Origin of the sequence: Lysinibacillus phoenicis (assembly GCF_047238325.1) — a bacterium.
In the GTDB taxonomy this organism is placed as follows: domain Bacteria; phylum Bacillota; class Bacilli; order Bacillales_A; family Planococcaceae; genus Lysinibacillus; species Lysinibacillus irui.
In genome coordinates this window covers 3,234,974-3,260,367 of record NZ_JBDFMP010000002.1, presented here as the reverse complement: position 1 = coordinate 3,260,367, position 25,394 = coordinate 3,234,974, and the positions used below count along the sequence as shown (strand labels likewise).

General features: G+C 36.9%; 25 protein-coding genes. 7 read left to right on the top strand and 18 right to left on the bottom strand.

The window, feature by feature from the left end; genetic code table 11:
* The first annotated feature begins 31 nt into the window (after positions 1-31).
* Complete coding sequence (locus ABC382_RS17765) at positions 32-1,219, top strand: FtsW/RodA/SpoVE family cell cycle protein (protein ID WP_274794690.1); 1,188 nt, start codon at positions 32-34, stop codon at positions 1,217-1,219.
* A 59-nt stretch (positions 1,220-1,278) separates the two neighbouring features.
* On the opposite strand, the gene ABC382_RS17760 is transcribed toward ABC382_RS17765, so the two are convergent.
* A complete protein-coding gene (locus ABC382_RS17760) occupies positions 1,279-1,416 on the bottom strand; it encodes an Lmo0850 family protein (RefSeq protein ID WP_004232019.1) in 138 nt (45 codons plus the stop codon).
* Positions 1,417-1,772: 356 nt separating this feature from the next.
* Between ABC382_RS17760 and ABC382_RS17755 the strand changes: the two genes are divergently transcribed.
* Positions 1,773-2,933 (top strand): MFS transporter, encoded by a 1,161-nt coding sequence (locus ABC382_RS17755; RefSeq protein ID WP_274794691.1) that lies wholly within the window; start codon positions 1,773-1,775, stop codon positions 2,931-2,933.
* Positions 2,934-3,292: 359 nt separating this feature from the next.
* Positions 3,293-4,750: a cardiolipin synthase gene (gene cls / locus ABC382_RS17750; protein ID WP_274797388.1), complete on the top strand. Its 1,458-nt coding sequence runs from the start codon at positions 3,293-3,295 to the stop codon at positions 4,748-4,750.
* 52 nt (positions 4,751-4,802) lie between these two features.
* On the opposite strand, the gene ABC382_RS17745 is transcribed toward cls, so the two are convergent.
* The 4 genes from ABC382_RS17745 to ABC382_RS17730 all read right to left on the bottom strand — a co-directional run bounded on the left by ABC382_RS17745 (position 4,803) and on the right by ABC382_RS17730 (position 7,780).
* Complete coding sequence (locus ABC382_RS17745) at positions 4,803-5,585, bottom strand: M15 family metallopeptidase (protein ID WP_322610596.1); 783 nt, start codon at positions 5,583-5,585, stop codon at positions 4,803-4,805.
* Between the two features lie 158 nt (positions 5,586-5,743).
* A complete protein-coding gene (locus tag ABC382_RS17740; protein ID WP_274794693.1) occupies positions 5,744-5,992 on the bottom strand; it encodes a hypothetical protein in 249 nt (82 codons plus the stop codon).
* A 55-nt stretch (positions 5,993-6,047) separates the two neighbouring features.
* Complete coding sequence (gene yidC, locus ABC382_RS17735) at positions 6,048-6,809, bottom strand: membrane protein insertase YidC (RefSeq protein ID WP_274794694.1); 762 nt, start codon at positions 6,807-6,809, stop codon at positions 6,048-6,050.
* Positions 6,810-6,985: 176 nt separating this feature from the next.
* A complete protein-coding gene (locus ABC382_RS17730) occupies positions 6,986-7,780 on the bottom strand; it encodes a helix-turn-helix transcriptional regulator (RefSeq protein WP_274794695.1) in 795 nt (264 codons plus the stop codon).
* A 505-nt stretch (positions 7,781-8,285) separates the two neighbouring features.
* Between ABC382_RS17730 and ABC382_RS17725 the strand changes: the two genes are divergently transcribed.
* The 3 genes from ABC382_RS17725 (at position 8,286) to ABC382_RS17715 (ending at position 12,070) form a co-directional block, all read left to right on the top strand.
* Positions 8,286-8,936 (top strand): LytTR family DNA-binding domain-containing protein, encoded by a 651-nt coding sequence (locus ABC382_RS17725; RefSeq protein WP_274794696.1) that lies wholly within the window; start codon positions 8,286-8,288, stop codon positions 8,934-8,936.
* A gap of 349 nt (positions 8,937-9,285) precedes the next feature.
* Positions 9,286-10,806, top strand: a complete 1,521-nt coding sequence (scpC, locus tag ABC382_RS17720; RefSeq protein WP_274794697.1) for a succinyl-CoA:acetate CoA-transferase ScpC — start codon at positions 9,286-9,288, stop codon at positions 10,804-10,806.
* A 121-nt stretch (positions 10,807-10,927) separates the two neighbouring features.
* Positions 10,928-12,070 (top strand): MFS transporter, encoded by a 1,143-nt coding sequence (locus tag ABC382_RS17715; RefSeq protein WP_274794698.1) that lies wholly within the window; start codon positions 10,928-10,930, stop codon positions 12,068-12,070.
* A gap of 17 nt (positions 12,071-12,087) precedes the next feature.
* Here ABC382_RS17715 and ABC382_RS17710 read toward each other — a convergent pair whose 3' ends face one another.
* The 13 genes from ABC382_RS17710 to ABC382_RS17650 form a co-directional block, all read right to left on the bottom strand.
* On the bottom strand, positions 12,088-12,396 hold the full coding sequence (locus ABC382_RS17710) for a hypothetical protein (protein WP_274794699.1): 309 nt from the start codon (positions 12,394-12,396) through the stop codon (positions 12,088-12,090).
* A 497-nt stretch (positions 12,397-12,893) separates the two neighbouring features.
* Positions 12,894-13,175 carry a GNAT family N-acetyltransferase gene (locus ABC382_RS17705; protein WP_274794700.1) on the bottom strand — a complete coding sequence of 94 codons (282 nt, stop codon included), beginning with the start codon at positions 13,173-13,175 and terminating at the stop codon, positions 12,894-12,896.
* 135 nt (positions 13,176-13,310) lie between these two features.
* Positions 13,311-14,225, bottom strand: coding sequence for a DUF1002 domain-containing protein (locus tag ABC382_RS17700; protein ID WP_274794701.1), 915 nt, complete (start codon positions 14,223-14,225; stop codon positions 13,311-13,313).
* A gap of 129 nt (positions 14,226-14,354) precedes the next feature.
* The gene (locus tag ABC382_RS17695) at positions 14,355-15,212 is read right to left on the bottom strand and encodes a CvfB family protein (protein ID WP_274794702.1); all 858 of its coding nucleotides are present in this window, start codon (positions 15,210-15,212) and stop codon (positions 14,355-14,357) included.
* 29 nt (positions 15,213-15,241) lie between these two features.
* Positions 15,242-15,661, bottom strand: coding sequence for a transcriptional regulator MntR (gene mntR / locus ABC382_RS17690; RefSeq protein ID WP_274794703.1), 420 nt, complete (start codon positions 15,659-15,661; stop codon positions 15,242-15,244).
* 121 nt (positions 15,662-15,782) lie between these two features.
* On the bottom strand, positions 15,783-16,079 hold the full coding sequence (locus tag ABC382_RS17685) for a late competence development ComFB family protein (RefSeq protein WP_396631763.1): 297 nt from the start codon (positions 16,077-16,079) through the stop codon (positions 15,783-15,785).
* 170 nt (positions 16,080-16,249) lie between these two features.
* Complete coding sequence (locus ABC382_RS17680) at positions 16,250-18,373, bottom strand: heavy metal translocating P-type ATPase (protein WP_322610595.1); 2,124 nt, start codon at positions 18,371-18,373, stop codon at positions 16,250-16,252.
* Complete coding sequence (locus ABC382_RS17675) at positions 18,354-18,725, bottom strand: ArsR/SmtB family transcription factor (protein ID WP_274794706.1); 372 nt, start codon at positions 18,723-18,725, stop codon at positions 18,354-18,356. Before ABC382_RS17675 ends, ABC382_RS17680 begins: the two co-directional genes overlap by 20 nt.
* Before the next feature lie 178 nt (positions 18,726-18,903).
* Positions 18,904-21,273 carry a penicillin acylase family protein gene (locus ABC382_RS17670; protein ID WP_274794707.1) on the bottom strand — a complete coding sequence of 790 codons (2,370 nt, stop codon included), beginning with the start codon at positions 21,271-21,273 and terminating at the stop codon, positions 18,904-18,906.
* Positions 21,274-21,685: 412 nt separating this feature from the next.
* Positions 21,686-21,994: a hypothetical protein gene (locus ABC382_RS17665; RefSeq protein ID WP_322610594.1), complete on the bottom strand. Its 309-nt coding sequence runs from the start codon at positions 21,992-21,994 to the stop codon at positions 21,686-21,688.
* Positions 21,995-22,227: 233 nt separating this feature from the next.
* Entirely contained in the window at positions 22,228-22,983 is a 756-nt protein-coding gene (locus ABC382_RS17660; protein WP_322610593.1) for an exodeoxyribonuclease III, read from the bottom strand.
* Positions 22,984-23,036: 53 nt separating this feature from the next.
* Positions 23,037-23,951, bottom strand: a complete 915-nt coding sequence (gene murB / locus ABC382_RS17655) for a UDP-N-acetylmuramate dehydrogenase (RefSeq protein ID WP_312506969.1) — start codon at positions 23,949-23,951, stop codon at positions 23,037-23,039.
* Between the two features lie 196 nt (positions 23,952-24,147).
* The gene (locus ABC382_RS17650) at positions 24,148-24,453 is read right to left on the bottom strand and encodes a winged helix-turn-helix transcriptional regulator (RefSeq protein ID WP_036119224.1); all 306 of its coding nucleotides are present in this window, start codon (positions 24,451-24,453) and stop codon (positions 24,148-24,150) included.
* A gap of 343 nt (positions 24,454-24,796) precedes the next feature.
* Here ABC382_RS17650 and ABC382_RS17645 point away from each other — a divergent pair, with 343 nt between their 5' ends.
* Complete coding sequence (locus ABC382_RS17645) at positions 24,797-25,324, top strand: YceI family protein (RefSeq protein ID WP_312506970.1); 528 nt, start codon at positions 24,797-24,799, stop codon at positions 25,322-25,324.
* Positions 25,325-25,394 lie beyond the last annotated feature (70 nt).

Below are 25,394 nucleotides of genomic sequence, written 5' to 3'. Positions count from 1 at the left end.
CTGAGATACTATTTTAATTTAGGTGGCTTTTATGGAAAATAAACGAAATTTCGCAAATCGTTTTGACTGGACCCTTGCTTTTATTCTTTTCACTTTTCTAGTCATTAGTTTGTTAGCTATTGCATCTGCACAAACATCAGGTCAGTATGGCATTAATTACGTACCAAAACAAATGCAATGGTATATAATTGGTGCCGTAATTATTGGCATTGTGATGTTTTTTGAACCAGATCAATACAAAAAAATGTCATGGTATATGTATGGAGCAGGGATTGCCTTATTGGTACTGCTTATTTTTATGCCTGAAGGAGAAGGCCAAATCGGTGCACCCGTTAATGGTGCTAAAAGCTGGTATCACACACCGATTGGAAATATTCAGCCTTCTGAGTTTATGAAAACCTTTTACATTTTAGCACTAGCACGATTGATAAGTAAGCATCATGAAGTTTATTCATTAAGATCTTTAAAAACTGATTTTTTACTACTTGGTAAAATCGGTATCACATTAATCGTACCTTTAGGGATTATTTTAAAACAGCCTGACCTTGGTTCAGCTCTTGTATTCTTAGCGATTACTGCAGCTCTCATCATTGTAGCGGGTATCTCTTGGAAAATCATTCTTCCTACATTTTTAGGTGGCGTGCTAGCAGGTGGTTCACTATTGTGGATGGCACTTTACATGCAGGATTTCCTTGAGAAAACATTTGGCTTTAAAGCTTACCAGTTTGCTCGAATTTACTCCTGGCTAGATCCCTATTCCTATTCATCTAGTGATGGCTATCATTTAATTACATCGTTAAATGCCATTGGGTCAGGTGAAATTTTTGGTAAAGGTTTTCGAAATCGAGAAGTATATGTAGCAGAAAACCATACCGATTTTATTTTCACAGTAATTGGTGAGGAATGGGGTTTTATTGGAGCTAGTATTGTTATTTGTATTTTCTTCTTATTAATTTATCACTTAACAAAAACAACACTCTTATTAAAAGATCCATTTTCAACATATGTTTGTGCTGGTATTATTGCTATGATTACCTTCCACGTTTTCGAAAATATAGGAATGACAATTCAATTATTACCTATTACAGGTATTCCGCTTCCGTTTATTAGCTACGGAGGAAGTTCTTTAATGGGAAATGCTTTAGCTATTGGTCTTGTCTTTAGTATGCGGTTCCACTATCGCACATACATGTTTACAACACATGATGAAGATGAATAAACATATAGAAAAAGGGAAGTCTCTTACATGGAGACTTCCCTTTTTCTATTGTAAACGAGTTAAGCTTGAACTTGCGGTGTCTGCGTTGGTGGTGTGAGCACTTTTAAAAGTTCTAGTCGAGACTTTGTTACAGTGGCTGTTACACCCAACTTAGATAAATTCGAAACAATCTTTTTCAAATCTACTTCTTTCGTCATACATTCCACCTCAATCTTTCCTCGATTTTATATAACGTTTTATTTACAAAAAAGTTTCATTTTTCTAAGAGTAGATGTCTGACAAATTTATCATAGCACTTAACTTACATAAAATTTTTTTCAATTTTGTTACATTGTAAATTTTTTATACCCATCACTCTTTACTATCAAACATATTTAAACTGCCCGAAGTGGCTTTATTTTATTCACTGACTTGCTCTTTTGTTTTAAGCGGCACCTCTTTCCTACCGATTCATTACTCATTATCCAAAGATCTCCCTCCACATTCTTGTAATCGCAAGATTAAGAAGGTTAGAATATACATATTGAAATATCGTATGAAAGCAGGGAACTGTATGAAGAAGGCAATTTTATTATTGATGTCTGTTCAATTCCTCGTCTATCTTGGATTTGGCATTATTATTCCTGTCTTACCAGAGGTGATTGTACAGCAAAATTGGCATGATCTCCACGTTGGTGGATTATTAACTGTCTACTCACTTGCAAGTTTTTTCACAGCACCATTTTGGGGCATGCTATCCGATAAGGTAGGGCGTAAACATTTAATTTTAACAGGTCTTGTTGGATTTAGCCTTAGCTTTGTTATTTTTTCATTATTTATTGATAACCTGACTATTTTGTATGTCTCTCGTATTATTGGTGGTTTATTTTCAGGAGCATTATATACAGCAGTAACAGGATTTATCGCAGATATGTCCAGTGAAGAGGATCGTAATAAATATATGGGCTTTATGGGCATGTCCATTGGTCTTGGTTTTATTTTCGGTCCAGCAATCGGCGGTATGCTAGGACATTATAGCTTGCAATTACCGTTTATCGCTTCCGCAATATTAATTGCACTATTATTTATTTATGCAAGTTTCGTCTTAAAAGAACCAGAAAAACGAAAAGATTCGAATAAACGTGCTATTGTGCCAAAAGGCGCTGGTAAAATGCTACAATACCGAGTGCGTTATCTCTTTCTGTTTTCATTTTTAGTAACCTTTATGCTAGCAGGTGTTGAGGCTACATTCCAATTATTCCAAATCGAAAAAATTCACATTACACCATTGCAAATTGGTTATTTATTTATGTTTAGTGGCTTTGTTGATGCTGCAATTCAAGGTGGCGTCGTTCGGCGTATAAAAAACGGTAGCGAGACAACCTGGTTAATCGGCGCACAAATTGTAACAGCTATAGGAATGCTTTTATTCACACTAACTACTAACCTTTTTATGGCTGGCCTAGCCCTTTGTGTCTTTACAGCTGGTAATGCACTTGCTAGAACATGTGTGGTATCGCTCTCCTCTAAAGAATCTGGAGGACAATATGGTACTGCCGCAGGGCTCTCCTATTCAATGGATAACTTAGGTCGTATTCTCGGCCCACTCTTTTTCACTTGGCTATTTACAGTACAAGCTAGTCTTGGTTATTATACTTCGGCAGTGATTGCTATTTTGTCGATAAGTCTTATTTATATATATAAGGCATCAAAAAAATCATTGCGTTATGAATAGTTTTGACTTCTACAGCACATTTCGTATTGCTAAGTCATGATTACAATTCTATGCAAGTGCTTATGTTTAAACAAGATTATCATGCACAATGCTTTCTCCCCTCTCCTGTTCTGATAGGATGAAGAAAATAGCTAGCTGCTCTTATTTTTTAAATGGAGATATCAAGCTACTTCAAGCTAAAATGTGTTATCATTGGAGGTTGGTTTTGGATTAGGACTTGATTAAGGTGTTGGAGTATCTTTGATCAGTTTCCGAGCTACGCCATTTCCATATGATCTAGCCATTTCGTATCTTCTTTCCTCTTTTGAAGTAGGCTATACTAAAGTATGTTGTTAACAATAGTAAAGGCAGGTGTAGGAATGAGCATTTTTACAGATATACAATATTTAGTCCCTTTAACTTTATTTTTTAATATTTTATTAGCTATGACCATCATTTTTTTAGAACGTAAAGATGCTACCTCTACTTGGGCGTGGATTCTCGTACTATTTTTCCTGCCATTAGCTGGATTTATTTTGTACCTATTACTCGGAAGACAGTTACGAAGAAAACATTTATTCCGTTGGGAAGGACGTAAGGATATTGGGATAGACAACCTTATTACTTACCAAATGGAAGCCATTCGTGATGAAACATTTGAATTTCGCATTGCAAATGCCGAAAACTATCAAGAGATGATTTACATGCACCTCAGAACAAATAATGCGGTATTAACCCAGGACAACCATCTAGATATTTTTGACGATGGTGCCGATAAATTTGAACAACTCCTTAAAGATATTGAAGCAGCAAAAGATCATATTCACATTCAATATTATATCTTCCGCCTTGATAACTTAGGTACTCGTATCGTCAATGCACTAACTAAAAAAGCAAAGCAAGGTGTCAAGGTACGTCTTCTCTACGATGAGATGGGGTCACGTAATGTGAAAAAGCGCAATTTTAAGGAATTGCTTAATGCTGGTGGTGAAGTAGAAGTTTTCTTCCCCTCTATTTTGCCACTCCTTAATCCCCGCCTAAATTTTAGAAATCACCGAAAAATAGTTGTCATTGATGGCCGAATTGGCTATATTGGAGGCTTTAATGTAGGTGATGAATACCTAGGGTTACAGAAAAAGTTTGGTTACTGGAGAGACACTCACTTACGCATTGAGGGAAGTGCCGTACATCCTTTGCAAACACGTTTTTTACTTGATTGGAACCAAGCAAGTGCACAACAAAAAATGGGTTACTCTGATCGTTACTTCCCTGCGATTCCTAAAAAAGGAGACGTTGGCTTACAAATTGTTTCAAGCGGACCAGATTCGGACTGGGAACAAATTAAGATCGGTTATTTAAAACTCATTAACATGGCTCAAAAATATATATACATTCAGACACCTTATTTTATTCCCGATGTAAGTTTTTTAGATGCCATTAAAATTGCTACGTTATCTGGCATTGATGTACGTATTATGATTCCTAATAAACCTGACCACATGTTTGTTTATTGGGCGACTTATTCCTATGTAGGACAGTTATTACGTGCTGGAGCGAAAGTATACATTTATGAAAAAGGCTTTATCCATGCAAAAGCCATCATTATTGATGACGAGGCATCCTCTGTCGGAACAGCTAATATCGATGTACGAAGCTTCAGTCTTAATTTTGAAGTCAATGCCTTTATTTATGATGCCAATATATCGCACCAACTTGCAGAGCTGTTTGAAAAGGATATTTTTGATTGTACGGAATTAACATGGGAAATGTACAAAAACCGCTCAGCACTTATTAAATTTAAAGAATCCATTTCTCGTTTATTAACACCTATTTTATAAAATAGAAAAAGGAAGAGAGCTAGTTCTTATAGAACCACTCCTCTCCCTTTTTTTATTTAACGCCCAAATATTCTTCTAACGTAATATTTTGTTTTGCAATCTCTTTTGCAATATCTTTGCCCACATAGCGATAATGCCACGACTCATACATATAACCTGTGATGTTTTCTTTGTTTTGCGGGAATCGAAGAATAAAACCATAGTCTTGGGCATGAGCAAATAGCCATTGTCCTGCCGGTGTTTCTCCAAATTCTTCTGTCAGCCATAAATCTTCTTTTCCGCGCTCGCCTATATCGAACGCTAAACCTGTTTGGTGCTCCGAATAGCCTGGACGGGCACTATATCGATCTGCAGCTGCTTGTCCATCACGTTTAACATAGTTTTCATAAAGCGTTGTTTGATATTCAAATGATCGGTAACCACTAAATGCGACTAAATCAAACCCTTGTTGCTTGGCAGCAGCTAACATCTGATTTAGCGCTTGTCGTGCTTCTGGATTTTCCTCAGGTGCAAAAGTTGAAGGAAGCGGATAAATTTTATTCGCTAGCAGAACGCCCTTTATATAAGTTGGTTCAGTAGGTAATGTTTGATTTGGTAGATAGCCATTTTCATCAGGTTGTTGCTCTGGCTTTGCAGGTGTTTCTGGTTTTTCTTTAACTGGCTTCTCTGTTGCAGTAGAATCTTTCTCTGAATTATTTGTTTCTGTTGTTTTTGGTTGCTCATCCGCTGCATTATTAACTTGATTATTTTTATAGTTATAAACTACAAAAATAGCAACAATTAAAGCGATAGAAATGCAAGCACCAAGGATAAGCGGAAGACGATTGTTTTTCACTATTTATGCCCCTTTAATAATTATCAGGTATCCCAACGGATGATTTTTAAAAGGTTCATCCTGAAATACCGATTTTATTATATTACCTGTTTGATATAATCTCATTTTAGCACTGTTCACATTTTTAAGTGCAATTTTCCCACGCAAATCTTTACAGTTTAGTCTGTTAGAATAATGACAAATACTATTATAGAAGCTATGGCGAAAAAAATTGCCATATACTTCATCCATTTCGACTCTTTTACATAGCCCTGCTCTTCAAAACTCTTTGCTCTAAACCCGTTCGATAAGGTAAACATAATTGTCATTGCCAATACCGCAAAATTAAATTTCCCCATTATTATAAATACTAGTGCCGCAATACTAAAAATTGCAACAAAAATTGATGATAGCCACTTTCTGTTCATCTTGCTGTCCTCCTAAAAAAATCGAGGCAACAGAAGCGCCTCGACAACAATGAATTTATGATTTTGCTTTTTCGGGATGCTCCGAATAATATTTACGTCCAATATATGTTTGAATAATCAACAATGCACCACTGACAGACCAATATAGTGGTAGGGCCGCCATTGAAGACATCGAGATAAAGACAATCATAATTGGTGAAATATAAATAAACATTTTCATTTGAGCCTTTTGTTGTTCAGGTACAGTCCATAATGATACACGAGCTTGAACTAGATAAACAATCCCTGCAATAATGGTCATAACAATATCAGGTGAACCTAAGCTAAACCATAAAAACTCATGTGATTTTACATCTGTAGAATACAAAATCGAGAAATAAAGACCCATAATAATTGGCATTTGAATCAACATCGGTAAGCAACCCATATTGAGCGGATTAATGCCATGCTTTTGATACAGAGCCATCATTTCTTGTTGATATTGTGTTTGCTCTTCTTTCGTTTTAGCTTCTTTCATTTTTTTCTGAACAGCTTCCATTTCAGGTTTAAACGCATCCATTTTCGTTTTCATCAATTGTTGTTGACGATAGTTTTTCAACATAATCGGCATTAAGATTAAACGAATAAGAACTGTTATCGCAATGATTGCTAAACCATAGCTTCCTGAAAAAATATCATTCCCGAAAAATTCCAGTAAAAACTCCATAGGTTTTACAAAGATACTGTAGAAAAAACCTTCTTTGTTTTGCACAGCTTGACAGCCACTAAGAACAAAAACAGCCAGTCCAAGCATTGAAAATAGCTTCCAATTTTTCATTTTTCCACCTACTATTATTTATCAACTACTGTGAAGTATACCTTATAGGGTCTATCTTTATCAAATAGCAAGTGCTACTAATTCTCGTCACCATTCCATAAATTAATTCATAAAAAAGATGCGAGTTTTAGCTATGCTAATACGTTCGCACCTTTTCTTGTTCTATGCTCAATGTTTTAAACATTTAGTAATTCAGTCTCTGCCATTTCAAAACGGTAAAATTCATGATGTAGTTCATCTCTAAAATGCTTAGGCGTTACCCCAGTATATTTTTTGAAAATACGAGTAAAATAACTTTGATTACAAAAATGGAATTGATCGGAGATAGAAGTAATACTCTTGTTGGTATGTCGTAAGTAGTATTGTGATTCTTCTACACGTCGCACGTTTAAATACTCTACTAATGTAATGCCAACGTGTTCTCTAAAAATACGTGATAAGTGACTCGTACTTATATGAAAATTGTTAGCGATACTTTCCACTGTTAAATCATTTTCAAGCTCGTCATTTATATACATGATCACTTTGTTGACAGTTTGATGTCGGAAAGTCGGTTGTTTGCGATCTGCAATAAAGTAGACAAAGAAATCAATTAAATCATCAGCAAATTGTAAAAACTCTGCATCTTTCATTTGATTTTCTATCATATCGTTACAAGCAATATTAAAAGCAAAAGCTTTTTTCGAAGGCACTTGATTGTCCAGCAATTTACGGGCCACAATGGAGGACAAAACGGAAAAATAACTTCGAACAATTTTTATGACCTGCTTGCCAAAACGTATTGAAAGAATATCAATTAATTCATGCAAAGATTTTTTAGCTTTGGCAGATTCTAAATGGTAAATTTCAAAAATTAATTTCGACTCAATATTAAAAAATTCTTCGACACCGATATATTGATTAATATTATCGATTTCTTGGAAGTATCTTTTTGAAATCGTTTCTGACATAGAATGTTGATGTAGTTGCATAATCTTCCCCATCTTTCCTCAGAGTACACGAATTGCATGACAAAATTTGACACCAATCCTTACAAATTAAAAATAAGAAAATAGTATTTGTTAATTCAATATAAGAATTGAGTCCTATTTCACAATTTTTTATAAAAAATAACTCAAATATAACCCAACTAAAACACCAGATCTTAAAAAAATAGACTATACAGTGAATTTTACCATATTCTGCGAGTTCCTTTCAACCACATTTTAATTGCTACTCTAGTGCTAATTAATCACATAGGCATAGTAGAAACCTCGTAAACTTATCTCTAACAATTAAATTTTACCATATACCTATCAAAAAAAATTAGTCATTAAATAAATTAATTTACAAATTATACAAAACTTCTGACGTCATTCTAATGTGTCAATCGACATTTTTCTATTTTATTCCTAAATCTTCTCTATATAATTTATATGAATATGTAGTAAAATAGATGATAATACTATTTTTAAAAGTTTAGACGAGGTGTTTATAGTGGATCCAAAACAAATAGAAGAAATAATGGAGATTATTAAGGAATTCTTCCCTGAGAATACTTCCATTGCTATTTCTGATACCAATGAATATTTATATTACCAGCCAAGCAAAAAAGTTGATTTAAAAATTAAACCTGGTGACCCTATTAAAGAAGGTTCAGCCGCACACAAAGCACTAAGCTATGGTCAAAAAATTAGCTCTTACATCGAACCCGATGTATTCGGTGTCGCTTACTACGGAATGAGTATTCCATTAATGGAGGAAGGCGAAACAAAAGGAGCAATCACTGCTATCTTCCCGCAAAAACCATCAGCATTCTTAACAAACTACATTACAATCAAAATCGATGATTGCTGGTACCCAATTCAACATGATCAAGTTATTTATTTAGAAACACAACTCCGTAAAACATTTGTTAAAACAATGACTCGTGAAGGTTATCACCGTTTAAACCTAAGTGATTTAGAGCTATTTTTAGCACCTGATTCATTTATTCGTTGTCACCGCTCATATATCGTTAATATTGACTACATCGATGAAATTCAACCAGATTCACACTCAACGTTTTTATTAATTATGAAGGACGGTACTCGTATTCCTGTAAGCCAACGCTATGCAAGCTACTTCCGTCGTTCTTTAGGTTTCTAATTTCTATGTACAGCGAACAATTTGTAAATTGTTCGCTGTACTTTTTTACGAAAAAATTTAATTCCTTTTCTTTCCCCTCTTCCCTTTTTTACATCGTTTTTATGTTGATATCCTCTAAATTTATACAGCTCTACAATAAAACGTTTTCTCTGTCGAAAAATCATCTTAATGCTCGATTTTCCTTTTTTTACTCAATTTAATGCTAATTCTAAAGTTTTTGTGACAATTTGGTGATAGTATTATTCAAATGGTTGGAGTCATACTACAACTGAATAAACAGAAAATTCATAAAGGTTTTTTCTAGTTTTGTAATCGGTTTCCATCAAAATTATTTAGGGGAGGATTTTTTATGGATGCAAATGTTCAAAAACGCCTAGGTTTAAAAGAACTTGAGAGTAAAATTGTTACTGCAGAAGAAGCAGCAGCACTTATTTCTAACGGTGATGTAGTTGGTATGAGTGGTTTTACTCGTGCTGGGGACGCAAAAGTTGTGCCAATGGCATTAGTTGAGCGCGCAAAAAATGAAGAATTCAAAATTGATGTATATACAGGTGCATCATTAGGACCAGAAGTAGACAAGTACTTAGCAGAAGCTGGTGCAATTCGTAAACGTGGACCATTCCAAGGTGACGCGGGTATCCGTAATTTAATTAACTCAGGAGATGTGCTTTATGTAGATGCTCATCTTTCACACAATGCTGAGCTAGTGCGCCAAGGAATTATTGGACCAATTAAATATCTAATTCTTGAAGCAGTTGCTATTACTGAAGATGGATTTATCATTCCAACAAACTCTGTAGGTAACTCACCAATCTTCGCAGAATATGCTGAAAATATTATTATCGAGTTAAACATTTCTCATCCAGAAGCGTTAATCGGTATCCACGATATTTATGTACCTGGTGAACAAGGTAACCGTGAAGCTATCCCAATGACAGATGCTATGCAGCGCCTTGGTGATATTGGTATCAAAGTTGATCCAGCAAAAATTAAAGCAATTGTTATTTCTGAAGAGCCAGATGCGCCTTCATTAATCGTACCACCAGATGAAGAAACACAAACAATGGCAAACATTCTATTAGACTTCTTCCGTGATGAAATTAAAGCGGGTCGTTTAACAAAACAATTAATGCCACTACAATCTGGTGTAGGTTCTGTAGCAAATGCCGTATTAGACGGTTTTGCAGATTCAGAATTCGAAGATTTAGTTGTTGCATCTGAAGTACTACAAGATGCTGTATTTAACTTGATTGACGCAGGTAAAGTTAAATTTGCCGCTGCTACTTCAATTACACTTACTGAAGAATTGCAGAAAAAAGTATACGGCAATTTAGAAAAATATGCTGACAAAATCTGCTTACGTCCACAAGAAATTTCTAACCACCCAGAGCTTATCCGTCGTTTGGGATTAATCTCAATCAATACTGCTCTTGAGTTAGATATCTATGGTAACGTAAACTCAACACATGTATCTGGTACTCGTATGATGAACGGTATCGGTGGTTCAGGTGACTTCGCACGTAATGCACGTCTAGGTATTTTTGTCACAAAATCATATGCAAAAGGTGGAGCAATCTCTTCTATCGTGCCTATGGTTTCTCACGTTGACCACACTGAGCATGATGTAGATGTAATCGTAACTGAGCAAGGTATTGCTGACTTACGTGGTCTAGCTCCAAAAGAGCGTGTACCTTTAATTATCGAAAACTGTGCACACCCAGATTACAAAGAACAATTATGGGATTACTACAACCGTGCAGTTGAAGCAACTGGTAACCACCAAACACCTCATATTTTAGAAGAAGCACTTTCTTGGCATGTAAACCTTGCTAAAAACAAAACAATGAAAAAAGAAGTTGCAAAAGCTTAATCACTACTTTTTAGGACGTCTAATAAGTCAAACTTATTGGACGTTCTTTTTTATTGGAAAATGCTATAATAGGACCATATGAAACTACCTTGCTAAACTGCTCGATTTCATTGGAGGAACTATGAAAAAATTTATCTATGTCATTATTTTCTTTTCATTTTTCGATCTTTTTACCCAGTTGCCTGTTATGAGTACATACGCTGAATCTCTAGGTGCCTCTGCATTCCTAACAGGTCTTGCTGTAGGTATGTATTCGCTGTCCAACACTTTTGGTAATATCATTTCCGGATTTTTAACAGATCGTAAAGGACCTTTTATCATCCTTATAACAGGTCTTCTGACAACAGGTTTATCGCTAACACTATATAATTTAATAGAAGAACCAATTGCTCTTTTAATTGTACGTTTTATCCATGGACTTGTTGCAGGCTTTATAGTTCCAGCTGCCTTTACCTTTTTAGCAAACGCTACTGAACAAGAAAAAAGGGGAAAGGGCAGTGCTATTTCCGGCGCATTTGTAGGGATTGCAGCAATTATCGGCCCTGCATTTAGTGGTATATTAGCAAGTCGAACAAGCGTCCCATTCGTTTTCAATATCACGGCAAGCTCTATGCTTATGCTAGGTATTCTAGCGTTCTTTATGTTGAAAACAAAGCAGGTACAAAGAGAAAAAGCAGAACCCAGTACATATATTTCGATCAGTGTATTTTTTAATAACACGGGTACATTAAAAGCCTTTTTAGGCGCATTCTTCTTAATGTTTTCTCAAGGTGTTATTGCCTACCTACTCCCACTAAAAGTTCAATCTTTAGGATTTGACTCGCGTTTAAGTGGAACTTTAATGAGCACCTTTGGTATTATTGCTGTCCTAGTTTTTCTATTACCAACTAACCGTATATTTGATAAGGTCTCACCACTCAAAACATTGTCCTTTGGTATAGGTTTAATGGGAATAAGCCAATTATTAATTAGTCAGGCTGATTCTAGCTCTTTACTATATATGGCGATGGCTTGCTATGGAATCGGATTCGGTTTCCTATTCCCTTCAGTAAATTCCCTACTAATTGACTCCACAACTGCTGAAGTACGTGGAAAAGCATACGGCTATTTCTATGCATTTTTCTCCCTTGGCGTAGTGCTTGGCTCCTCTTTACTAGGTTGGCTGTCACTGGGCATTATTAGCGGCTTTATCTTTACGGGAATAGTATTACTAATCTTCGCGGGAGTCATCCTACTTCCACACAAAAGACCTTCTCACGCATAGATGAGAAGGTTTTTTCGTTATTTTTCTTTTTCTTGAATTTCTTCATTATAGAAATGGACACCTGTATGTCCTCCGCCTTCAGCTACCATTTCATTTGAGGCAATCTTTGTTGGTGAGGTGCCTGCCTCTGTTGCAACCTCTGTTGAAACACGCTCCGCAATATTGTCATGCATTTCAGGACCTGCTGTAAGAAATGACTCTAACTTGGCTTTCAAACCATTAAACATTGTTAAAGCTTTATCACGATTCTCTTTTTTACTAAAATAAGATGCTGCTAATCCTGCTAATCCTGCAATGACAACACCTGTTCCTTTTCGTTTTGCCATGATTTATTACCTCCTAAAAATATAGAAACTAGCTCTGTAGTATAGTTTTTCCCTATTCTTAAAAGAATAAACATTATTTTTTTATAACCTCTAGCATATATATCAATGTACAGCTAAACCTTGCCTTGTTATCTAGTAACCATTTCACTATTTCTATACTCTTCGTCTTGCCATGATGGGAGACAATTACACTTAGATTCTATTTATATCGAGTCTCTTACCATCATTTTTTTCATTCATCATAATTTTGTAACTACTTATGATTATAAAAGGCAAGTAAAGGGAATTAATGAATTAATACTAAAACAGGAGAGTGATTAGGATGAAAGATTTCGACTTAGCGTATGATTGGGTAGATATGGCATCATTAATAGGTGGAGCTGGCTTCTTAACTGTATTAATCTATAGTGTCATCTTACTGTAAGGAGCTGCTAAAATGATTTGCTCAAAAAATTAAAAGGCAATCCGCTTATCTCATAAGCAGATTGCTTTATTTTTTATTGTTTCACATCATTATATGCATCTGATTTTTCAAATGCTGCAACAACATAGGAACAAACAGCTTCCATTTTATAGCCTTTATCACGTGCATAGGATGCAGCCTGATCGAGTAATTGTTTAGCCACACCTTGTCCTCGGAGTTTATCTGATACATATGTGTGATCCATTACCATTACTTGACCATTTTGCTGCCATGTAATTTCTGCTAGTCTTTCCCCATCTTGCTCATTTAAAAATGCAAACTTATTTTCCGCTAGTTGTTGTAATTGGAATTCCATTTCTCACCACTCCTTTTATTCATAGTACCATAGCTTTTTATATTTTCACAAAACTTCCTAACTCTCCTAAACAAAAAAGAATCTGTGCACTCATTCTAGTATGTGAGTATTACAGATTCTTTTACTATTAAATCGTTAGTTAAACCAAGAAGAAATAGTATCTTTTAAATTAGCAAAGAAACTTTTCACACTTTCCCAGAATCCTTTATCTTCCATAAGGGAACCGAATTTTTCTTGAATGGTGTTACTAATATCATTTAATTGTTCGGACCATTTACTAAAATCAATATCTAGCTTACTGATTTTATCCATTAAATCCACTAGCAATTGACGATCCTTTTCACTTAAGTTGATTTCTAGCTTATTTAATTGCTCCTGGACGATTTTTTCAACGTCCTCTCGTGTTGCTGGCTTTAATTCAGCAATTTGCTTTTTAATTTCTGTCAATAATTCTGCAACCTTTGCATCATCTACCCCAGCCGATTCTGCAATGGATGTTGCTACTGATAATTCTTCATTTGCTACATCTGTACGATCAATATCAAGTGTTTCACCTGTTGTAACCTCATAAGCCTTGTAGATACCTACTAACGCTGAATGACCTGTAACAGCTTTCGGTGCAGCTACTTGTACTGTTGCATCTTGAATCCCTGCTGTTAGCATGGCATTCGCGTACATTTCTGAAGTAACTTGCGTTATATTGGATGGTGTTACAATCTCGATCACTAGACCTTTTCCTGCATCCCTACGTGTAATTTTAGCAGAAGAATACATACGAGAACTTGAATTACTATCTTTAATGTATTTAACCAGATCCTGACCTGACACAGTAATTTCTTCGATTTCAGGTTCTTCACTTACTTTTAATGATTTCTTTACTGACTCTTTTTCATCCTCAGATAAATTGGCTCCATACACAACAATAGGTACGCCTAGTTTTTCATCAATTGCTTTCGGAGGCGTATTATCAGATGCAAACCCCGTTGCTGGTGCCATCACTCCGAATACCAACATTGTAGCTGTTAGTATTTTAATCCATGTATTTTTCAAATCGTGTGACCCCTTTCGTTAAAACCTCGTAATTAGCCTGTATAATGTATGTCATTATACAATAATTAGTACGAAAAAAAGACGAGAAGGTTTCAAAGATGTTTCTCGTCGCTTTTCCACTTATATTCACTAAACTTCTTCTGTCCAGCCGTTTTCTTGCTTTACTTTACCTGCCTTCATGAGTGTTCCTAAGGCACGTTTGAATGCACCTTTACTCATGTTAAACATGTCTTGAATCTCTTCAGGAGATGATTTATCACCAAATGGCATTTTACCTCCCACACCTTGTAGATAATTCAATATTTGTTGTGCGTCATTTGAAAGACGCTCATGTTTTCTCGGTAAAAGAGATGCATTCATTGAACCATCTTCTTTTACATCGATAATACGAACAACGACATCTTGTCCTAGTCGAGGCTCTGCATTGCGCTCCGATTCATGAACAAAGATACGGTAAGGAATTTCTACACCTAGCAAAAATGAGCCCACTGGTAACAAGCGGTACGGACGTGCTAGGATATTTTTATTGTGCATATCTTCAAATGCACCTTCGTAAAGCTCCGAAATTTTTTCTTCCGTTGCTAAACGTCCAAATAACTCACCATTACGATCTGTACGCAATGTCATAAATAAATGATCGCCTGGTTCTGGCCATAACTCTTTTATAGCAGGTAGATCCTCTGCCTTTACTAAAACCTCACGTGATGTACCAATATCTACAAATGCGCCTTCACGCTCCACCACTTTCAAGACGCGCGCCCAGCCATATTCACCTTGTGTAAAAGACGGAATAGCAGTAGTAGCAGCTAAATCGCCACGGCGATCCACAAATAAAAATACTTCAAGGCGGTCACCTACAGTAAGTGGCTCTGTTACCTCTGAAGCATTTAAAGGTAGTTCTTCAACTCCATTTGTTAAAATCCATTTCGATGTTTGTTGCTCTAATACCGTTAACGTAACGACTTCACCCGATTTTAATTCGTTCATATTGACTTCCTTTCCTTCACACCATCATTTTAAAGATGGTGCTGTGTCTTAGATGCTTCCAATTTTTTCACGATGTCTGGATTCTCTTCCATTACTTGCACAAGATCTGCAATACGATCGATTGAATTCCAGCTTAAGTGATGCTCAATTCCCTCAACATCATCATAAATACGCTCTTCATCCACACCAATCATCCGTAAAAACTGCTCGAGCAATTCATGGCGCTGCACAAGACGCTTTCCAAGCTTTTCTCCTTTAGGCGTCAATGTCAGTCCACGGTACTTTTCATAAACTAAATAACCATCTTTATCTAATTTTTGAACCATTTTTGTAACAGAAGAAGGAAGAACAGATAATGCTTCAGCGATGTCAGACACACGTGCATATCCTTTGTTGGCAATTAATAAATATATTTGTTCGATATGGTCCTCCATACTTGGTGTTGGCATATCCTTTTCCCTCTCTTTCCTTTTCTTATCTCTAGTTTACTACAAGCTTGGCTTAAAAGTTAACTGAAAATACATATGCCAGAAAAACACTCGCTGTAAAACTTAAATAGAGCCCCTTCTATTAAGAAGTAGGCTCTACTTTGTGTCGAGGATACTTATTTACCACATGTAACGCATGAATAATCTCTTTGTTGATGCGCTCAATACTTTCAGGAGTATTCATTTCTTTAAATGCCTCATCTCTAGCTTCCATAGATGTAACATACTTACTTGGCAATGCGTTGAGTGTAAGTGCCACCGTGTCGAATTCACAGATTGTGCATTTACAAAATGTTTGATATTCTGGTCCTCGTAGTAAAAAGCTTACTAAACCACGCACAATTTCTTCTGTAACATTTACTAAAATAGGATCTGACATATTCAAACTTTCGCCTCATTTATATTTAATTGTTACATTACTCCTGAAACTATAATAGCCTTAATAAAAGTCTTTTTCAAGAATCACTAGTAGCATCTATTTACATATAATGTATAGTGTCAAAGTAAGGTTAATATCCTACTTATTTCTATTGATACATACCTTAATTACTACTTTTTTGCTCTTATTAGTCTTAATGAATTAAAGACCACTAATAACGTAGCACCCATATCAGCAAAAATGGCTATCCATAATGTTAACCATCCTGGGATGACAAGTAGTAACGCTATTAATTTTAAAGCTAGGGCAAATATAATATTCTCTTTAATGATCCGTAATGTTTTTCTGCTTAAGCCAATTGTGTAAGGCAGCTTTGTTAAATCGTCACCCATTAGGGCAATATCAGCTGTCTCAAGGGCAGCATCCGTTCCTGCGCCTCCCATGGCAATTCCTACATTCGCTGTGGCCAATGCTGGTGCATCGTTTACACCATCCCCGACCATTGCTACTGCACCAAACTGTGCACGTAAATCCTTAATCGCCATTAATTTTTCTTCTGGTAATAAACTAGCGCGCACATCTGTCATTTTTAATGTTGTAGCAATAGCTTGTGCAGTAGGCTCTGCATCACCTGTTAACATCACCATATGCTTTACTTTTAAGGCATTTAATTTATGCAAGACATCCTTACTTTCTTGACGCAATTGATCAGCAATTCCAATCAAGCCAATAAGTTGATCATTGGAAACAACTGCTACTACTGTTTTACCCTGATCTTGAAGTTTCTTAACCTTGTTTTCAATATTTTTATCAACAGAAGCTAATGTAGCCACCCATTTCAGGCTACCTACATATATTCTCTGGCTGTCTACAGTAGCATAGGCACCTTTGCCAGTTACTGATTGAAAATCTGTTGGTACTAGCTCTTGTAAGTTTTTATTATGCAAAGTATTTAAAATAGCTTTTGCTAAAGGATGCTGTGATTGTTTTTCTACCGCAGCCACTAATTGCAAAAGATAATCCTCGGACCGTTCATCCGTTGTCAAAATGTCTGTTACTGCAGGCTGCCCTTTAGTTAACGTCCCCGTTTTATCAAAGGCTACCGCTTCAATATGACCTAATTGTTCTAAATAAACACCGCCTTTAATAAGAACACCTTGCCTTGCAGCGTTTCCAATAGCAGTGACAATCGCAACCGGAGTAGAAACAACAAGTGCACATGGACATCCTACAACTAGCACGGCTAATCCTTGGTAAATCCAGTGTTGCCAATCCCCTACAAATAAAGGTGGAATTATAGCTACTAGAAAAGCAATGATCATAATGGCAGGTGTGTAATATTTAGCAAACCGATCAACAAATTGCTGTGAAGGAGCTTTTTCGGCCTGTGCTTCTTCAACAAGATGAATAATTTTAGCAATGGTTGTGTCCTCAACACGCTTTGTTACACGGACTTCTAGTGCACCTTCCTCATTCAATGTACCTGCAAAAACTTCATCATTTACCGTTTTATTAACTGGAATCGATTCGCCTGTAATGGCTGCTTGATTTACTGCCGATAAACCGCTAATGACAATGCCGTCCATCGCAATTTTTTGGCCTGGCTTAACAATTAGAATATCCCCTATTTGAATTTCTTCAGTAGGCAGTTCAATCTCATGGAAATGCTCACCGTGGGCTCTTTTAATAATCGCTGTTGGCGGAGCAATATCCATTAACTGACGGATTGATTGACGTGCTTTATCCATTGAATACGCCTCTAATGCTTCACTGACAGCAAATAAAAACACGACTACTGCCGCTTCTTCCCACTCACCAATAATGGCAGCTCCAATGATAGCGATGGTCATCAGAGTCTTCATATCAAATTCAAAACGTGCTAGATTTCGAAAGCCCGTTTTAAAAATACCCACACCGCCCACAAGGATAGCTAGGATAAACATTGTAATTGGAAGTGGGTTTGTTTCCCCACGCATATTAACTAATAAGTAGCCTAGAATAACAAAGAACAAAGAAATCCCTGCTAATACATTTTCCTTTTTACGGTAAAATGGTGTGGATTTTTCGAGTGTTCTTGCCACTGACTGAGTAACCTTAATGCCATCAAATGCGCCGGCTTCTTCAATTTGATTCACACTAATAGAGCCAACTACAGTTATTTTAGAAGCACCAAAATTGACTTGTGCATCTTGTACCTCAGGAATAGCCTTTACATTTTTCTCAAACTTTGCAGCACAACTCGCGCACGATAAATTTTGTAGCCTGTATTCTTGTTTAGTTGGTGTCGCTGCCATTCGCAATCCCCTCTTTCGCATGTTCATAGGCAATTGTTACGATTTGGTATACATGCTCATCCGCTAAAGAGTAATACACTTGCTTTCCTTTGCGGTGTGATTTTGCTAAATTATTGTCTTTTAGATAACGTAAATGATGTGATGCTGTTGCAACTGATGAACCAATAATAGAAGCAACATCACACACACATAACTCCTCTTCTACCTTTAAAGCATAGGCAATTTTAAGTCTAGTTTCATCAGATAAGGCTTTCAAAAACTTTGCTACACCCGATAAATCTGGCATTTGTTGCTGTACCCTTGTAACCGCTTCTTCGTTTACATGTGTCGTTTCACATATTTCCTTTGGCATTTTATCACCTCATTCAAATATTCGTTTGATTGTATTCAATGTAACATATTAATCCATCATATTCAAATGTGCATTTGAATGATAATGATTTATATCATTGTATTTTCTAGTCAATATAGAAAATTACAGAATCAAGAAAAAAAAGATTAGCGCACTTAATAAGTACGCTAATCTTTTATTACTGTGCCTTTAATTGCAATGTTTTACCTTTTATCTCTTCTTGTTTCACAAATGTTTGATGATATTCCCCTTTCGCCCAATCAAGTACCTGGTCTTGATACCAATCAGACTTTACATGTCCACTTTGACCTGGACCGACAATATGATAGGCGGAGCTTAGATCACCGACATCCACGACAAAGCGCCAAGATGCACCGTGATCCACATTACCAGCTAAATCATTGTCTGCTGCCTGCACCGTAACCTTGGAGCCGCCAATCGGTACCTTTTTAGCATTAAAATAGGCTGCAAGAATTGGGGACGCGCTCCCTAATGTGTGATCAAAAGTAAGCTGATGGAAATCCCCCCACTGCCACTTCGAAGCGTTTTTACCGAATTGATCCTCTAATTGGGCAACTGTGAGCTCGAGTGCCTTGAAAACTGCTTTATCCACGCCACCCTGTTCCTCTATCCAAATGCTTTTCTCCCCTGCATACGCTGTTCGTAAAAGCTGGTCTGTAATATTAAATTTCCCATACATAATGTTGTACATATCTTCTGGCATTTGATCTTTAAACAATACTTCTTGTAGCTTTATCATAAGTGTATGGAAGACGAGAGGTGCACCTGATTCTTTTGCATCCACCATGTCCCAATCCTCTAACATAGCAATAATCTCTGCATAATTACCATCCTGATCTTGAGCTTTTATAGAAGTTAATAAATTGGGTAAGAACTCTCTTGCATAAAGGTTATGTTGATCCATTTGTAAAGCCATCATATCCTCTACGGTGATAGAATCATTTGCCTCTAGCACTTCCTTAATTCTCTCGAAACGATACGGTTGAGCCCAGAAATCTGTGATGTGATATGGATAGTCTTCTCCTATTACTTGGTTATTTGCTGTTGCAATAAAGCCTTCTTTTGGATTCACCACAGTTGGTAGCTCCTCCCAAGGAATAAAGCCCTCCCAACCATATTCGCTAGAATCACCTGGAACAGGTAATTGACCATCCCCTTGCTTACGAATTGGTATTTGACCATTGGCTTTATAGGCTATAGTGCCATCCTTTGATGCAAAAACAAAGTTTTGAGCTGGCGCCTTAAAATCCTCTAGTGCTTTTTCAAAGTCACCCCAAGATTTCGCCTTATTAAAGCCAAGCACCGCTCTCAGTTCTGCTGTAGATTGAAGTGCCGTCCATTGCATTGAGAATTGTGCTGTTGGCTCTGTATCCTTGAATGCTAAATCTGTCATAATGGGCCCGTGACGAGTCACAACGACTTCAAAGTCTACCGTTTCTCCATCCTTCACCTTGATAGATTCATCACGTACCTCTGCTTGCTCCCACTTACCATCATATCGGAACTGTGTTGGATCATCCGGATTTGGTATTTCAATGTATAAGTCCTGAACATCAGGACCCACATTCGTAACACCCCATGCAATTTCATCATTATGGCCTAAAATAATACCTGGAATCCCTGCAAAAATAACACCACTAACATTTTGTTCCGGTGATTGGAGATGCATTTGATACCAAATAGATGGCGTGCTTAATCCTAGATGTGGATCATCTGCTAAAATCGGTGTTCCTGATTTTGTTTTATCACCAGCTACAACCCAGTTATTACTACCGTTAAACTCATTTGGTAACAAGTCTGCATTGAATTGCCCTGCCACTGCAACAGGATTTTTTATGTTAGCCTCGATGATAGATGAGGCATTTTTAGGATATTTGATAAATAATTCTTTCGCCTTTTCCTCTTCAAAGTTTTGTAAAGCCCAATGACGGAAGGCTAATGTATTCCAATTTCCTCCTAAGTCATAAGCCATATACTTACCAATTGTTAAGGAATCAACGACGGTCCACTCCTCTGGCTCATAACCCAACAAAGCAAATTCATAACTTAATGTATTTTTTTCCTTTGCCTGTGCAATAAATGCATTTACCCCTTCAGCATACCATTCGAGTACTTGCTTACTTTCTTCATCATAAGCTGCCAATGATTTTTCAGCTGCATCACGTAAACTAAATGTACGGAAATGTTTGTCCGAATTAACTGTTGCTTCCCCAATAATTTCAGACAATCGACCACTTGCCTGCCTTCTAGCTAAGTCCATTTGAAAAAGTCGATCTTGTGCTTGAACATAGCCTTGCGCACGATATAAGTCAGCATCTGTTTTTGCAAAGATATGCGGAACTCCCTTGTCATCCCTTGTAACTGTCACATCCTGATCAAGAATCTCCACAGCCAACTCACCATCAATTACAGGCTTAGATTTATTCATAAACCATGTAAATCCAATAAAAGCTACAATCACTACAGCTGCCAGTATGCCAGCCATAACAAGCAGCCACTTTTTCCATTTAAACTTTCTCTTCCCCATCTAATACCCCCTCTTTGCACTATATTCTTGTACTACCTTCCCAACCCCTTAAAACATAGCTTGATCAACAATTTTTTTACAAATTTCCGTATGTTATGTATGTAAAATAGTCCATAAATACAAAATTTTATATTTATTCGCTATTAGAATAGTATAAACAATAAGAATTATGAAGGCTACCGTGCAATGATATTTTCATATAGAAGCTATTTTGGGCGAGGGTTTCTATTGATGGGGCGTTGCCATGATCTTTGAGCGGTTTTTCTACCGGTTGAAGTGCTTTCCCTCATTCTTTGAGCGGAGTCTCCCCCGATTGGAGCGCTTTCCCTCATTCTTTGAGCGGTTTCTCCTCTGATTGGAGCACTTTCCCTCATTCTTTGAGCGGAGTCTCCCCCGATTGGAGTGCTTTCCCTCATTCTTTGAGCGGTTTCTCCTCTGATTGGAGCGCCTTCCAACCACCTTTGAGCGGTTTCTCACCCGGTTGGAGCGCCTTCCAACCATCTTTGAGCGGTTTCTCCTCTGATTGGAGCGCCTTCCAACCACCTTTGAGCGGTTTCTCCTCTGATTGGAGCGCCTTCCAACCACCTTTGAGCGGATTCTCCCCCGATTGGAGCGGTTTCTCCACTAGTTGGCGCGCTTTCTGACCACCTTTGAGCGGTTTCTCCACTAGTTGGAGCGCTTTCTGACCACCTTTGAGCGGTTTCTCCCCCGATTGGAGCACCTTCCCTCATTCTTTGACCAGAAGGTTATCCTCATTGGAGTGCTTTTCCATCTTCTTTTGAGCGATTTCCTCTGCATGTGGACCGAACTCTCTCCCTGATGGTAAGCCCCCAGCATATTAAGTCCCATTCTTGAGCGAATTCTTCATTCGAGTGTATGCAATCAAACACTCTTATGGCTTTCTAAAACGGCAAAAAAAAATCGTATTTTCTATAGAAAATACGATTTTTAAAACTAGAAATGTAATTGCAATTCAATTGGACAATGATCACTGCCCATAACATGAGGGTGAATCGTTGCTACGTCGATTTGTTCCTTCAGCTGATCAGACACAATAAAATAATCAATACGCCATCCAATATTACGTTCGCGTACTTTATTCATATAGGACCACCATGTGTAATGGTCAGTTTCTTCAGGATGCTTATATCGGAAGGAGTCGACAAAGCCACTAGCTAATAGCTCTGAGAATTTTTCACGTTCTTCATATGTAAATCCTGAGTTTCCTATGTTCGACTTTGCATTTTTTAAATCAATTTCCGTATGTGCTACATTGAGGTCACCACAATAGACTACGGGCTTCTTGCTATTGAGCTCCTGTAAATAGCAGGCTAAACGTTCTTCCCATTCTAACCGCAGTGGTAATCTTGCTAAGTCTCGTTGTGCATTAGGCGTATAAACATTTACTAAATAGAACGCTTCATATTCCAAGGTAATGATTCTACCTTCATCCTGAGAATCTTCATCTCCTACTCCATACTTAACAGACAATGGTGTGTGCTTGGTGAATATAGCTGTTCCAGAATAGCCTTTTTTCTGTGCATAATTCCAATACTGTTCATAGCCATCGAGAGGCAGTTCCACTTGTCCAGCTTGACATTTAGTTTCTTGAATACAAAAGAAATCCGCTTCTACCTGATTAAAAAACTCCAAAAAGCCTTTTCCTAAGCAAGCTCGTATTCCATTAACATTCCACGATATTAATTTCAATTCATCCTCACTCCTAAGAAAAACGCCCTCCGACTTCAGCGAAGGGCGTCATATTATAGATCATCACCAACAATTTTAACCTCTGTTTCTAACTCAATACCAAATTTCTCTTTCACGACACGTTGCACCATTTGGATTGTCTCAATATAGTCAGAAGCAGTGGCATTCCCTTTATTGACAATAAAGCCGGCATGCTTGGTAGAGACTTCTGCTCCACCTATCCCTTTACCTTGCAAGCCACTATCTTGTATAAGCTTACCTGCAAAATGACCAGGTGGGCGTTTGAAAACACTTCCAGCTGACGGATATTCTAAAGGCTGCTTTGATTCACGCTGGAATGTTAAATCAGCAATCTTCGCATCAATTTCCTCCTGCACTCCTACGGCTAATTGAAATTCAGAGGACAATACATAGTAGCCCTTTTTGGCAATGATGCTTTGACGATAACCAAGCTCTAGCTCATCTTTAGATAATATTAAAATGTCTCCTTCTTTCGTTAACACCTTAGACGAAATAATAATATCTTTAATTTCTCCGCCATATGCACCTGCGTTCATAGCCATTGCTCCTCCAATTGATCCAGGAATACCGCAGGCAAATTCAAAACCTGTTAAAGAAGCTTTTGCAGATAGCTTTGATACATCCTTGATCAGCGCGCCACTTTGTGCATAAACATGCTCACCGTTAATTCGAATTTCATCTAAGCGTGAAAACGTTACAACGATACCTCTATGACCGCCATCGCGAACAACCATATTAGATCCGTTACCTAACATTAATAAAGGAATATTATTTATATATGCATAGCGAATAACTGATGCTGCTTCTTCTTCTGATTCCGGAAGAACAAAAACATCTGCTTTGCCACCTAATTTTGTCATTGTGTATTGCTGTAATGATTCATCTAACTTAATATTGGCAGGATTAATGCTCTTTGCTAAATCCATCGCCCATTGTTCTTTTGACATGAGAGCTAATTCCTTTCTAACGTCCTTCTTACTCTACACCAGTATGGATTTAGAACCCCAATTTGACAAGTAAAATGAAGGGTATTTTTATCTCACATTACAAGACAGGTAAGACCTGTGCAGAGATGATGAATATTATAAAGAAAATTGACCATCATTCCAAGTGTCGTTTTTGGCACAAATATTACATTTCATGTTAAAGCCAACTACTTGCCCATGTTTCTATATTGCGAATCGCACCTTCTAGTGCACGACCTTTATCTGTTAATGAATACTCAACACGAACTGGCACCTCAGAATATACTTTTCGTTCAACAAGCCCCTCTTTTTCAAGCTCCTTTAAACGTTCTGATAACAAGCGTCCACTGACAGGTAATGCAGACTCAATTTCATTAAAACGCTGTGGCCCGTCTAGTAATTGATATAATATTAAACCCGTCCATCGTTTTCCAATTAAATCCATCGCTTTTGCTAAACGAGGACATAAAGTAGTCTCATTCATATTTTTCACCTCTATGTAACTATTGTAACGATTATTGCAGTAAATGTAAATTTGGAGTAACTTATTTACGTAAAATAATTAATTAACTTTTATATATTTAATTACAAAAAGTAACTTTATACATCAATATTGTCATTAATAGGGCAAAAGCGTAATAACACTGCTATTAATAAAATGCACACGTTGACAATTTTATGACTACCTCATATAAATTCATTTCGTATTATGTTCACAGATTACACTTTTTTCAAAGATAACACTTCCACAATTATGAAAAATTTATTGAATAAACCAATTACTTACTTTATCATCGTTGTAGAATGCTGTTTTAGGGGGTTTTTAAATGAAAAAATACACTATTGATTTCAGTCATTCAACAATTAGCTTTTCAGTGCGACATATGATGATTTCCCGAATTCATGGTACGTTTGAATCGTACAACGCTGACATAGTTGCCACCAATATTGAGCAAATGCAAGATACAAACATTTCTTTTACGATTGCTGTGGCTAGTGTCTCTACCAAAAATTATGACCGTGATGTCCATCTCGTGTCTCCTGACTTTTTTGATGCAGACGTCTATCCAAAAATAGTATTTACCTCTACATATATTGATAAACTAAGTGAAAAAAATTTTGCGATTCACGGAGATTTAACAATCAAAAACATAACGAAGCCTATCGTATTTACAACAGTATATACAGGGAAAGGTGTCAATCCATGGGCACAAGAAGTATTTGGCTTCCAAGCAAAAGCACAAATCGATCGTCGTGATTTTAATTTAGTCTACAATACGTTTTTAGAAACTGGCGGAGTATTAATCAGTGACGAAATAGACATTGTCATAGACCTTGAGCTAAACCCTCTTTAATGCTAGTTTCTACCTTAAATGAAAGGAAGAACACATTTGCTATGGTTTGAGCATGGTTTACCATTTGAGT